Genomic DNA, 12,605 nt, shown 5'->3' on the forward strand with positions numbered 1-12,605 from the left:
GGCGCGATCACCTGACGAGAGTCCGAAGGTAAAAATCACCGGGGTCACGCGACGACGCCCCCACTTGATTCACCTGTTACCCGACCCGCGCGTGTCGTTCACTTGGAGTCACCGGACCCGGTCCAAGTCCACCTCAGGAAGGAACTACCCCTTTGCCGCAGGGGCCTTGCCGACAGCCCTGTACTTCCGAGGGCAGCCATGAAGAGCCTCCCGTCCCCTGACGGCCAGTGCACCGGAACGCTCCTGGCGTTCTGTGTGATCGGAACAATTCTGGGCGTGCCGACCGCGATCGCCTTTCCGGCCAAGACACCCGAGCCTCGGTGGTCCACAAGGCCCGTCCATCGGGGTTCGGGGCAAACTCCCAGCTTCTTACTGGATGGCTCCCACCCCCACCGAGGAGCTGGGCCAACCCGGTTCCATCCCATCAGAGGAGCGATGTGAAACTGATCGAGGCACTTCCACTCGGGCGGCCGTCCCCGGTCGCCGCCCGCCCTGTGGGCCTGCGTCCGTACGCGCTGGAAGGGGCGAGGTATCACAGCATCGCCTTGACGCATCCGCGTACGGAGACCCGCGTTTACGACCCGGTGACGCAAACCGCCTTCTCGGAGGACGGAACGCCGCTGGTGGCAATGGCCACCAGCCAGAAGACCAACCCCGATGGCGACCCGAAGAACCCTCCCCCGCACGACGAGGGCGACGACCCCGGATTCATCGAGTGACCGTGCTCGTAGTGGACGGCCCGTTCGATGCCGGCACCGACCTCATCGTCGGTGAGCTGGCTTCGGCGGGCCTCCCCGTCTTCCGGATGGACACCGCTCGGTTCCCTGTTGAACTGGAGTTCCGCGCGAGCTTCAACGACGGCCGCTGGGAAGGTGCCCTCGCCAACGCGCACCGCTCCGTCGAACTGGCGAACATCAAGGCTGTCTACTGGAACCGTCCCGGCACGTTCCGGTTCCCCGGCCTCTCAGAGGCCGACGAGCACTTCGCGCGTGGGGCTGCTCGGATCGGTTTCGGTGGGGTTCTGGTGAGCCTCGACGCTCCCTTCATGAACCACCCCTCCCAAGCGTCCGCTGCCGAGTTCAAGCCCCGGCAACTCCAGGTGGCCGACATGGCCGGCTTCGCGACTCCGCGGACTTTGGTCACGACGGACGCGCAGGCCGTCAGGCGCTTCGCCGAGCTCATCGCCGCGCCTCTCGTCACCAAGCCGCTGGGCATTCCCGTCGTGTCCCATGAGGACGGCTACGAGCAGATGTTCACGAGAGCCGTGAGCCTTGACCATCTTGCCGGGGTGAACGTGACCACCCACTTGTTCCAAGAGCGGATCGTCAAGGACTACGAGGTTCGCACCATGCTCATTGGACAGCGCTGTTGCAGCGCCCGAATCGATGCTGGAAGCGAAGAGGCCCGCATCGACTGGCGAACCGACTACGACGCGCTCGCGATCACACCGATTGAAACGCCGGGCTCAGTCGAGTCCTCGCTCAGGCGCTACGCCGCCGTCATGGGGCTTTCCTACTTGGCGGCCGACTTCATCGTCCAGCCCTCTGGGGAGTGGGTCTTCCTGGAGGCCAATCCTTCCGGCCAGTGGGCCTGGCTCAACTCTCCCGGCCTCCCCTTGGCTGCCGCGATCTCCCGCACTCTGGAGGACTGGTGCACAACGTGAACTGGGAACGCCACGCTCGCATGCTCGCCACCACACTCGAAGAATCCGGAGACTTGACGTCATCGCGGCTACGAGAGGCTGTGATCAGCACGCCTCGCCATGTCTTCCTGCCCCACTACTTCGAGGCCTCCGGGGGATCGCCAACTCTCTGGGTGGAACGAAAAGACACCGACGGCGACGCCTGGCTGTCACCGATCTACTCGAACACGACTCTGGTCACAGAACTCGACCCGAAGACCGCCAAGCAGGTGGAAGGCGGCTGGAACGGGCACCCCACCTCTTCAAGCACTCAGCCTGGTCTCGTCGTTCGGATGCTCGAAGCACTCGGCATCAGGCCGGAGCACGATGTCCTCGATGCCGGCCTGGGAACGGCATACCAGGCTGCTCTGATCGCTCACTGCCTTCGCGACTCTCATCAGTTGACCGCCGGCGATATCGGTACCACCGAGCCGGCTCACAAGCGCTTGGACGAGTTGGGGTACAGCCCCACGGTGATCCGGGCCGATGCCACGAAGTGGGACTGGAAAAGGCAGTTCGACAGGATCGTCTTCTCCTTCGGCCTGCCACGAGTGACGGACTCGATCCGGTGGGCTGTAGCTCCGGGCGGGCGAATCATCGCGAACATCTTCGGTCCGATCAGCTCGGGACTGGTGGTTCTGGACGCCAAGAAGAAAGGAGCCCTTGAGGGCCCCTTCCTGAAGCGTGGCGGCTCCTTCATGCCTGCCAGGCACGAGCAGCAGGACATGCCCCAGGCCGACCTGTCATCGACGGCCGAAGGGTGGACGGACGTGCCACTGGCCGACTTCGGCAACCACCACTTCCTGTTCCTGCTCGCCGCGCACCTGCCCGGTGTCAACCTCCAGTTCGGCACCGATGGCGGCCGGACAACGCGTCGCCTGGTGCTGCCCGATGGGCGCTGGGGGGAAGCCGTGTACACGCGGCAGGAGGGGGCTCGTCCCGTCTTCCGTGAGCAGGGCGAGAGCGTCTGGGAAGACGTCGAGAGGGTTTGGACCTGGTGGGCTGACAACGGTCGGCCGCACTGGGACAAGTTCGGACTTACGGTCGGCAACGACGGGACGCATCGCCTCTGGTACCGGAGCCCTGAGGGCGATTCGTGGGTCTTGCGCTGATCTGGCAATACTGCCGCCGATATCGCGATCGGCACGCTGAGACGCGGTGCCGTCGTCCTGCGCGGCGGGGCCGCCGTCCGGCGACTCGTCGCGCTGCGCGCAATTCATGTGGGGGCTCTTGTCCCGGGTGAGCGTCCGGGCCACCCTGTCTGCCACGTCCACGACAAGCGAGGCCCGGAAAACAAATTTGACGGGGTGTGGCATGAGCAGGGCAGCACGCACGTGGTTCGACCGCCGGCGCTTCCTCGGGACGCTGGCGGCCGGGGCCCTGGCGCCGGCCGTGGTCGGGGACGCGGCGCCCGCGCAGGCGCGCCCTGTCACGTCCCCGGTCCCGCCGCGCCGGGACCGGCCGCTGTTCCTGGGGACGTACACCTCGGGTCCCGGCGCCGGCACCGGGGTGGGGCTGGGCACGTACGACGCGGTGACCGGGGAGATCACCGCCACCGGTGTGCTGACGGGCGTGCCGGACCCGTCCTACCTCGCCCTGTCCGCCTGCCGCCGGACCCTTTACGCGGTCAATGAGCGGGAGGAGGGCACGGTCACCGCCATCGCGCTGCGCGCGGACGGCCGGCATCGGGTGCTCGGCAGTCGTTCGACCGGTGGTGGCGGGCCCTGCCATCTGTCCGTCCACCCTAGCGGGCGGTGGTTGCTGAGCGCCAACTACGGGTCCGGCAGCGTCGCCGTGCACCCCATCGACGTGCTCACTGGGGCGTTGGGAGACCGGACGGACCTGGTCGCGCACACCGCTCCGCCGCCCGGCCCTGGGCAGAGCGGGCCGCACGCCCACCAGATCGTCACCGCGCCTGACGGGCGGTACGTGCTCGCCGTCGATCTGGGCAATGACACGGTCTACACCTACTGGTTGCACGGGCTGAGCGGGCGGCTGCGCCGGGTGTCGGCGGTGACGCCGCGGCCGGGGGCCGGTCCCCGGCACCTCACCTTCCACCCGTCCGGGCGCTACGCGTACCTGGCCAACGAGGTGGACAACACGGTGGTGGTCTGCGCGTACGACCCTGCCAACGGGCGGCTCAGTCCGGGTGAACCGCAGTCCACCGGGACCGGGCCGGGGACCAGTTACCCCGCCCAGTTCCTCGTCACCCGCAACGGGCGGTTCGCCTTTCTCGCCAACCGCGGTGACAACAGCCTCACGCGGTACGCGGTGGAGGCGGGCGGCGGCCGGTTGCGGCTGCTGGGCACCGTCCCGGTGGGCGGGGACTTCCCGCGGCACCTGGCCTTCTCGCCCGCGGGCGACCTGCTCTTCGCCGGGAACCAGCGGTCGGGGACGGTGACCGTGTTCGCGGTGGACCCGAAGCGCGGCGAACTCCGGCGGCTGGGCGAGCCGTTCGCGGCGCCGTCGCCGGTCTGCGTGGTGCCGCTGTGAGGCATACGCCGGTCCAAGACGTGGGCCGGTCCGAAGCGTGTGCCGGCGGCTCACTCCCTCCGCGTGGCGACGAACTGGGTGGCCGCCACGAACACCACCAGGATCACCGCCGCGATCAGCAGCATGCCGGCCGTCGGCCCCAGCAGCTTCGCCGCGTCGGGGGTCGTCGCCATGAGGGTGAACAGGCGGTTCACGGGCGGCATGCCCTTGGCGAAGAGGGCGGCCATCACCAGCGCGAGTGCGGCCACCAGGGCGTAACCCTGGCGCTTGAAGAGCAGCCGTGAGCACGGCACGCCGATGGCGATGCCGACGAGGGCGCAGGTGAGCTGTGCTTCGACGCCCAGCAGGAGATCGTTCGCGGTGACGTCGTAGCTTCCGATCAGCAGTGGGAAGACGAGGCCGAAGACCATCAGGACCAGGCAGCTCAGCAGGGCGGTCGCGATGGCCGCGAGCAGGACCTTCAGGGATCGGCCGCCGGAGCTGACGACGACGATGGCGCGCTGGGGCGGGTCGTCCAGGCTCATCAGGGCGATGGTCAGCCACGTCGAGCAGACGAACAGCGCGCCGCCGGACGAGGCGTAGGCGGGGGGCAGCGGGCCGCTGCCGTTGACCGTGAGGATGCCCAGGAAGCCCATGAACAGGAGCAGCGGGGCGACGTAGCGCTGGGTGTGCAGCACGGTGGCGAACGTGTAGCGGATGAGCGCGATCACCGGGTGCCTCCCTGGGCGACGACGTCCGGTGTGCGGTGGTCCGCCGTCGTTCCCGTCGTCCGTGTCACGCGTTCGACGGACCAGCCGTGTCGGAGTGCGGTGAACAGGAGGGTGTCGCTTCTCTCGCGGGCCACGGTCATCCTGATCGCCGCCTTCTCGCGGCGCACCGTCAGCACGCCGTCCATCCGCGCCCAGTCCAGGTCCCGGGGCGCGGCGCCCGTCCGGGCCGGGGTCAGCACGATGTCGGACGAGGGCCGGGGCGCGGTCCGCTCGGGTTCGGGGCCGCGCAAGGAGACGCGTCCCTCGCTGACGGTGTAGGTCCGCGTGGCCCGGGCCCGGGTCACCGATTCTCGGTGGTCGGTGAAGACGACCGTGCCGCCGGCGGCGGCGACCTCGGTCATGATCTCGGCGAGGACTCCGTGGGCGTCCGCGTCCAGGCCCGACCACGGTTCGTCCAGCACGAGCAGCCCGGGCTCCACCAGCAAAGCCTGGGCGAGCGCGACCTTCTGTGCGTTGCCCTTCGACAGGCTCCGCAGCGGGGCCTGTCTGCCGCCCACCAGGGCCAGCCGGTCCAGCAGCCGGTGGGCGCGCGTGGCGGCTTCGGAGGTGGTCAGTCCGCGCACCCGGCCCATGTGGGTCAGGTAGGCCACGGCCGACATCCGTTCGTTCGGGGAGAAGCGGTCGGGGACGTAGCCGACGACCGGTGGCCGGGCGGCCACCTTGCCGCCGGTCGGCCGGGACAGCCCGACCGCGATGCGCAGCAGGGTCGACTTCCCCGAGCCGTTCCCGCCCGCGAACGCCACGACGTCTCCCGCCGGGGCCTCCACGTCGACGTCCTTCAGAATCCAGTCGCCACGGCCGTAGCGCTTGCTCACTGCTTCAAGTCGTAACAAGTGAACTCCTTTGTCCGTGCGGAGGGCGCCGAGTGGGGTGCAGATTACGGCGCCCGTCCTCCGCTCGGCACAAGCCGCGGGGGCGCGGTGCGCACACGGCCTCGCACCGCGAAGAGGGCGGCGAGCCGGTCCGGCCCGTCCTCGATCCGCGCGCCGGCGAGCGAACCGACCGAGGGTGCGCCCCCGCGACGCCGCCCCGCACGACCGCAACACTGCGGCAACAGCCCCGCAGGATTACCGGATTAGCCTCGCCCCACATGAGTACCGGAACGTCACCCCAGGCCCCGGCCGCCGTACCGCCCCGGCCCGCCCCCGGCGAGCTGCGCCAGGGCCTCAAGCGCCGCCACATGAACCTGATCGCGCTGGGCGGGGTGATCGGCGCCGGCCTGTTCGTGGGGAGCGGCGTGGTGGTGCGGTCGGCCGGGCCCGCGGCCGTGCTGTCGTTCCTGGCGGCCGGGGCGCTCACCGTTCTGATCATGCGGATGCTGGCGGAGATGACGGTGGCGCGCCCGGCGCTGGGCTCCTTCTACGCGCACGTGCGCGAGACGCTGGGCCACCGCGCGGGCTTCACGGTGGGCTGGCTGTACTGGTACTTCTTCGTGATCGTGGTGGCCGTCGAGGCGGTGGCGGGCGGGCGGATCGTCCAACTGTGGCTGCCGGGCGCGCCGTTGTGGGCGGTGAGCCTGGTCCTGATGGCGCTGCTGACCGCGACCAACATGGTGTCCGCCCGTTCCTTCGGCGAGTTCGAGTACTGGTTCTCGTCCGTGAAGGTGCTCGCCATCCTCGTCTTCCTCTTCCTCGGGGCGCTGTACGTGCTGGGGCTGTGGCCCGACTCCCCGGGCGGCCTGGCGAATCTGACGGCGCACGGGGGCTTCGCGCCCGCGGGTGTCGGGGCGGTGCTCGCCGCCGTGGTGCCGTGCATCGGGTTCTTCACGGGGGCGGAGATCGTCACCATCGCGGCGGCCGAGTCCGCCGAACCGGAGCGCGCGGTGGCGAACGCCATCCGGTCCATCGTGCTGCGGGTGGTGGCCTTCTACGTCCTGTCGGTCTTCCTGGTGGTGGCGGTGGTGCCGTGGACGTCGCGGGCCATCGAGGTCAGTCCGTACGCGGCGGTGCTGGAGCGGCTGGCGGTGCCCGCGGCCGGGACGGTGATGAACGCCGTCGTCCTGGTCGCCGTGCTGTCCTGCCTGAACTCCGCGCTCTACACCTCGTCGCGGATGCTGTTCGCGCTGACCCGCAACGGTGACGCGCCGCGGGCGTTCACCGCGGTCAGCCGGAGCGGGGTGCCGCGGCGGGCACTGCTCGCGGGGACGTCGGTCGGCTACCTGTCGGTGATCGCGGCGTGGGTGTCGCCCGACGTGGTGTTCGAGTTCCTCATCAACTCGTACGGGGCGATCGCCCTGTTCGTGTACCTGGCGATCGCCGTCGCCCAGGTCCGGATGCGGCGCACGCTCGAACGGACCGAGCCGGAGCGGCTGACCCTGCGGATGTGGCTGTTCCCGGGGCTGAGCTGGGTGACCATCGCGCTCATGACCGCCGTCATCGGCGCGATGGCCTTCCTTCCGGACAGCCGTACGCAGTTCTGGCTGAGCCTGCTGACGGTGGCCGTCGTCCTGGCGGGGTACGAGCTGCGGCGGCGACGGGGGACGAGCCTCCGGGGGCCGAGGACGGGGCGGAGTGGGGCTGCGGTCGGCGAGGCGGACGGATGTGGCCCGGTGGCCGAAAAGCGGTGAAGTCGGCGGGAAAACCCGACAAGGGATGCGAAAAGCCGCCTCGGAATTCCTCCGGAAAGACGGTTTCACGGTGCGCCACCCGCGCATTGCATGCCCTTTCCGGGCGCCTGCCGTACTCTTTCCAGGAACCTGCCATGCCCTTTCCGGACATCGCGGAACCGCCGCACGCCGGTCGTCGCGGGACTCGGAATAATCCCGGCGAAGGCGTGCGGCGGATTCACCCGCGCGGACTCAGAGGACGCCCGGAACGATGATGCGCACGCCCGGCAGGATGATGTGCGCATTCACTCCGATCAGCCGTCGGTTCAGCCGGTGGAGTTCCCGCCAGTCGACGCCGTGCGCGGACGCGATGCCGCTGAGGGTGTCACCGGGCTTGATGACGACGTGAATTCCGGACGGCTTGGTGAATGCCGCGTGGCGCTCGTGCGTCGTTCCGGTGTGCGAGCGCCGGGCCGGCGCGTCGGTGCCGCGCGCGGCCGACGCGACCTCGGCCGCGGCCGGCCGCGCGCCGGCCGAGCGCAGGCCCAGCCTGGCCGAGCAGGCCGGCCAGGCACCCCAGCCCTGACGGGCCAGAACGCGTTCGGCGATGCGGATCTGCTGGCTCCGCGTCGCGTGCGCCGCACGCCTCGCGTACGCCCCACCGCCGAACGCCCGCCAGGTGGAGTGGCTGAACTGCAGCCCGCCCGAGAAGCCGTTCCCGGTGTCGATGTGCCACCTGCCCCCGCTCTCGCACACGGCGAGCCGGGTCCAGATCCCGCCCCCGCGGGCTTCGGCCTGGTCCCCGGCCACGAGGGTCAGCGTCCCCGCCCCCGCGAGGACGGCCAGCGCGGCGAAACCGCTGAGAACGCGATTTCCGTATTCGCCTCGGACAGTCGGTTCCGTTACCTGGTTTGATGTCATGCAGGTACTCCCTGTCACTCGCCGTTCAGTTTCCTGACGGCAGTTCGGAAACGCGGCGGTGCCGTTTTCCCGGACGCCCGCATTCGCCGTCCGGTGAGCCGCCGCGAATTCTCGACGAGTAAGAGACAAGCACGCACCGATATGGCATCGGGAGAGCGCGCGGAAGCGCCATGGACAGCCGACCTGCCTCCCCCCGCCGGGATGGCGGACAAAGGCGTCGCATGACGCGCCTATCGACGGGAAGGGGCGCACCTTTTCCGCGAAGGCGCACACCGGAGTTCCCCTTCACGGCCATCCGGAACGCCCACCGCCGGACACCCCGAATGAGCCGGGTGGTCCGCCGCGTTCGTCCGCCGGACCCGGTTCACGCGCGGCGGAGGTGCGCACACACCGCGCGCGAGCCCTACGCGGTGGCGGCTGCGCACCGGTGGGTGCGGGCCCGTCTCGCCGCGCGCGGAAACTGTCGCACGGGGGCCGGGTCCCCGGGCCGTACCCCTCATCCGACGTGTCGCGCACCGGGGCCGGGGGCCGTCGCGGCCAGCGGACGCGCGCGCCCCGGGCGTCCCCCGCACACGCCGTATCGCGTTCCCCCGGGCGCCCCCGGGCCGGGCGGGCGGCGTGCCTCCGCCGGAGGTTTCCCGAGCGGCGGCTCGGCGCGGCCGTCGGGGGGCTGGAGGTCGGGGCGGGGCTTCGGGGTTCGCGTCCGGGTCGTGGGCCGGGGCTCGTGAGGGGCTCGGGGCTGGCGAGTTGGGCTCGGGGCTCGTGCCCGGGCCATGGGCTCAGCCCTTGTGACGTGCGCTCGGGCCGTGGGCTCAGCCCTTGTGACCTGCGCTCGGGCCGTGCAGCTCACGCCCGGCTTCTGACCTCGGCCCCGAGCGTCGCCTCACACCGGCACGAGCGTGACCTCGGTGGCCTTGGCGCTGATCCAGACCTCCATGTCCTCGCCCAGGCGGAGTTCGGCGGCGGCCTGCGGGGTGACCTCGGCGACCAGGTCGGGGACCTCGGACGAGCCGACGAGCACCCGCAGGCGGCTGCCCAGCGCGGTGATCTCGCGGATCTTGCCCGGCCAGACGTTGCGCGGACTGCCCGACGGGCGCTCGCGGTGGACGGACACCGCCTCCGGTCCGATGACCGCCAGCGCCTCGGTGCCCTCGGGCAGCGGATCGGCCGCCACCAGACGGCCGCCGCCGGCCACCTCCAGACCGTCCCCGGTGGCCGTCCCCGACCAGGCGTTGCGTCCCAGCATCCGGGCCACCCAGGGAGAACGGGGGTGCCGGGTGACCTCGGCGGGCGCCGCGTCCTGGAGGGGACGCCCGCCGTCCAGGACGAGCACCCGGTCCGCCAGCGACACCGCCTCCACCGGGTCGTGGGTGACGATCAGGCACACGCCGCCGAAGCCGTCGAGGTGGCGGCGCAGGGTGTGGCGCACCTGGGTCCGGGTGGTCTGGTCCAGTGCGGCGAGCGGCTCGTCGAGCAGCAGCAAACGCGGACGCGCGGCCAGCGCGCGGGCCAGCGCCACCCGGCCTGCCTGGCCGCCGGAGAGCTGCGCGGGACGGCGGTCCGCGAGGTGCCCGACGCCGAGCCGGTCCAGCCACCCCTGCGCCTCCCACCGGGCCTCCGCCCGGGACGTCCCGTGCGCGCGCAGCCCGTACGCCGTGTTGCCCAGCGCCGTCAGGTGCGGGAAGAGCGCGCCGTCCTGGGGGACCCAGGCGATGTCGCGGCGGTGCGGGGGAAGCACCGTGACGTCCCGTTCGCCGAGGGTCAGCGCGGCGTGCGCCCTCGGGGTGAGGCCGAGCAACGCCCGCAGCAACGTGGTCTTGCCCGCGCCGTTGGGCCCGACGACCGCGATGGTGGTGCCGGGTTCGGCGTCCAGCGTGAGCTGCGTGAACCCGGTGACGTCGGCGTGCAGGGGCCGGCGCGCGGCGGCGGCCTCGTCCGTGCGCCCCCGGTGCGGGACGGACGGCCGCGGACGTGCGGGGGTGGGCGGGTTCGCCTCAAAACCGTTCGCCTCGGGGCCGTCCGCGTCGGAGTGACCGGCACCCGGCTGATCCACGGGACCGCCGGTCGTGGTCCGCACGGCCGTCGCCGTCCCGTGCGTCCGCACCCCGGCGTGGTGCCTCCCCGCACCGGCGTCGTGCGCCGATGCCCCGGATTCCGCCCCGTTCCCGGCCCGCTCCGCGCGGCCGTCCGTCCGGTCGTCCCGGGCGTCCATCAGGACGCCCCCGCCGCCCGCCCCGCCGTCCCGGCTGTCCGGGGCGCCGCTGCGCGTGCGCCCCTTGAGGGTGCCGCCGACGGCCCACCGGCCGCGCAGCGCGACGAGCACCGCCATGGCGATGGCCAGCAGGAGGAGGGAGACGGAGGTGGCGGCCTCCGGACTGTCCTGGAGGAGCAGGTAGACCTGGAGGGGCAGGGTCTGGGTGGTGCCGGGGAGGTTCCCCGCGAAGGTGATCGTGGCGCCGAACTCCCCCAGCGCCCGCGCCCAGGTCAGCGCCGCACCGGCGGCGAGCCCGGGGGCGACCATCGGCAGCGTGACGGTGCGGAAGACCCGGACCGGTGAGGCGCCGAGCGAGGCGGCGGTCTCCTCGTACCGGCGGTGCAGCCCGGCGAGCGCCCCCTCCAGGCTGATGACCAGGAACGGCATCGACACGAAGGTGGCGGCGACCACCGCGCCGGCGGTGTGGAAGGGCAGTTGGAGGCCGAACCAGTCCTCCAGCCACCTCCCCAGCAGCCCCCGCCGCCCGAAACCGAGCAGCAGCGCCACGCCGCCCACCGTCGGCGGCAGCACCATCGGCAGCAGGACCAGGGACCGCACAAGCGCCTTGCCCGGGAACTCCGCACGGGCCAGCAGCCACGCCAGCGGCACCCCGAGCAGCAGCGAGAGCCCCAGCGCCCAGAACGACACCACCAGGGAGACCCGCAGCGCCTCCGTGCTCTGCGGCGCGGTGAGGTGCGCCCCCAGCTCCCCCCAGGAGGTGTGGGTGAGCACCCCGGCCATGGGGATCAGCAGGAACGCCACCGCCACCGCGGCGGGCAGCGCGAGCGCGAGCGGGGCGCGGCGTTTCGGTGCGGTCCTGCGGGTGCGGGGTTCACGGGTCATGACGGGCCGTGCCTTTGGGTGTGGGCCTTGGGGTGCCGGGCTTCGGGTCAGGACTTGACCGAGCTTGATCAGGATCGGTCAGCGCTTCTCTTCCGTTCGTCGTAAACGATCTGAAACGGACGGAGGGCGCCGGGGCGCTCACGACGGGCGCCAGGGGGCGCGCCGACCGGGCCCGGCGCCCAGGGGCCGGCGGATCAGGGCTTCTGGAACCCGGCGTCCCGCAGGATGCGCTGCGCCTCCGGGCCGCCGAGCCACTTCACGAACGCCTCGGCCTTCTTGCCGTGCTCGGAGACCTTGAGGGTGGCCGCCGGGTACTCGGCGACGGCGTTCTGGCTGTCGGGGATCTTCACGGCGTCGACCTTGCCGGGGGCCGTCATCGCGTCCGTCGCGTACACGATCCCGGCGTCCGCCTCGCCCAGCTCCACCTTGCTGAGCACCCCGCGCACATCCTGCTCCTGGGAAAGCGGCTCGACGTGGAGGCCCTGCTGGTCCAGGACCTTCTTGCTGTAGCGGCCCACGGGGACGGCGGGCGCGGCCAGGACGACCTTGAGGTCCTTGTCCGTCAGGTCCTTCAGGCTCTCGATGTGCTTCGGGTTGCCGTCGGCGGTGGCGATGACCAGGCGGTTCTTGGCGATGACGGTGGGTTCGGAGGTCTTGGCCGCGAGCCGGTCCATGGTCTTGGTGTCCGCGGTGACCAGGGCGTCGGCCGGGAAGTCCTGCTTGACCTGCGCGGCGAGCTGCTGGGACCCGGCGAAGGAGAACTTCACGACGGTGTCGCGGTGCTCCTTCTCGTACGCGGCCCCCGCCTTGGCGAAGACGTCGGTGAGCGAGGCCGCGGCGAGCACCTTGATGGTGGTCTTGCCGCTCTCCTTCCCGGCGTCGTCGTCCCCGCCGCCGCACGCCGTGGCGAGCGGCAGGATCAGCGCGGCCGTCACCACAGCGGCGGCTGCGCGCCGCCGGGCGGACACGCGTGGGCCGAGGACACGGGCGGAGGTGCGGAACATGGAACGGCTCCTTTGGGACGAGCGAATGAGCGGACGAGCGAAGGCCGTCCGGCCCCATGCGGGGAAGGCGTCACCCTCATTGCGGGGGAAGGCG

At 71.5% G+C, this 12,605-nt stretch carries 10 protein-coding genes; 5 read left to right on the forward strand and 5 right to left on the reverse strand.

Going from position 1 to position 12,605, the window contains the following annotated elements; all coding sequences use genetic code 11:
* Positions 1–437: 437 nt before the first annotated feature.
* The 4 genes from tgmA to ABZX96_RS27385 all read left to right on the forward strand — a co-directional run bounded on the left by tgmA (position 438) and on the right by ABZX96_RS27385 (position 4,174).
* Positions 438–719, forward strand: coding sequence for a putative ATP-grasp-modified RiPP (gene tgmA / locus ABZX96_RS27370; RefSeq protein ID WP_355549496.1), 282 nt, complete (start codon positions 438–440; stop codon positions 717–719).
* Complete coding sequence (locus ABZX96_RS27375) at positions 716–1,663, forward strand: MvdC/MvdD family ATP grasp protein (RefSeq protein ID WP_355549498.1); 948 nt, start codon at positions 716–718, stop codon at positions 1,661–1,663. The genes tgmA and ABZX96_RS27375 overlap by 4 nt, the downstream gene beginning before the upstream one ends.
* Positions 1,651–2,793, forward strand: a complete 1,143-nt coding sequence (locus tag ABZX96_RS27380) for a protein-L-isoaspartate(D-aspartate) O-methyltransferase (protein WP_355549500.1) — start codon at positions 1,651–1,653, stop codon at positions 2,791–2,793. Before ABZX96_RS27375 ends, ABZX96_RS27380 begins: the two co-directional genes overlap by 13 nt.
* A 202-nt stretch (positions 2,794–2,995) precedes the next feature.
* Positions 2,996–4,174 carry a lactonase family protein gene (locus ABZX96_RS27385; protein ID WP_355549501.1) on the forward strand — a complete coding sequence of 393 codons (1,179 nt, stop codon included), beginning with the start codon at positions 2,996–2,998 and terminating at the stop codon, positions 4,172–4,174.
* A 50-nt stretch (positions 4,175–4,224) separates the two neighbouring features.
* Here the strand turns inward: ABZX96_RS27385 and ABZX96_RS27390 are convergent, their stop codons facing one another.
* Together ABZX96_RS27390 and ABZX96_RS27395 are read right to left on the reverse strand one after the other, a co-directional pair.
* On the reverse strand, positions 4,225–4,884 hold the full coding sequence (locus ABZX96_RS27390; RefSeq protein WP_355549503.1) for a hypothetical protein: 660 nt from the start codon (positions 4,882–4,884) through the stop codon (positions 4,225–4,227).
* Positions 4,881–5,777, reverse strand: a complete 897-nt coding sequence (locus tag ABZX96_RS27395; RefSeq protein WP_355549505.1) for an ABC transporter ATP-binding protein — start codon at positions 5,775–5,777, stop codon at positions 4,881–4,883. Before ABZX96_RS27395 ends, ABZX96_RS27390 begins: the two co-directional genes overlap by 4 nt.
* 257 nt (positions 5,778–6,034) lie before the next feature.
* On the opposite strand from ABZX96_RS27395, the gene ABZX96_RS27400 reads away from it, so the two are divergent.
* A complete protein-coding gene (locus ABZX96_RS27400; protein WP_355549507.1) occupies positions 6,035–7,510 on the forward strand; it encodes an amino acid permease in 1,476 nt (491 codons plus the stop codon).
* A 231-nt stretch (positions 7,511–7,741) separates the two neighbouring features.
* Here ABZX96_RS27400 and ABZX96_RS27405 read toward each other — a convergent pair whose 3' ends face one another.
* From ABZX96_RS27405 to modA, 3 genes are all read right to left on the reverse strand, one after another.
* Positions 7,742–8,410 carry a transglycosylase family protein gene (locus ABZX96_RS27405; protein WP_355549509.1) on the reverse strand — a complete coding sequence of 223 codons (669 nt, stop codon included), beginning with the start codon at positions 8,408–8,410 and terminating at the stop codon, positions 7,742–7,744.
* Between the two features lie 883 nt (positions 8,411–9,293).
* Positions 9,294–11,507 (reverse strand): ABC transporter permease, encoded by a 2,214-nt coding sequence (locus tag ABZX96_RS27410; protein WP_355549511.1) that lies wholly within the window; start codon positions 11,505–11,507, stop codon positions 9,294–9,296.
* A gap of 194 nt (positions 11,508–11,701) precedes the next feature.
* On the reverse strand, positions 11,702–12,511 hold the full coding sequence (modA, locus tag ABZX96_RS27415; protein ID WP_355549513.1) for a molybdate ABC transporter substrate-binding protein: 810 nt from the start codon (positions 12,509–12,511) through the stop codon (positions 11,702–11,704).
* Positions 12,512–12,605 lie beyond the last annotated feature (94 nt).

The sequence above is a fragment of the Streptomyces sp. NPDC003077 genome, assembly GCF_040611095.1.
Lineage (GTDB): Bacteria > Actinomycetota > Actinomycetes > Streptomycetales > Streptomycetaceae > Streptomyces.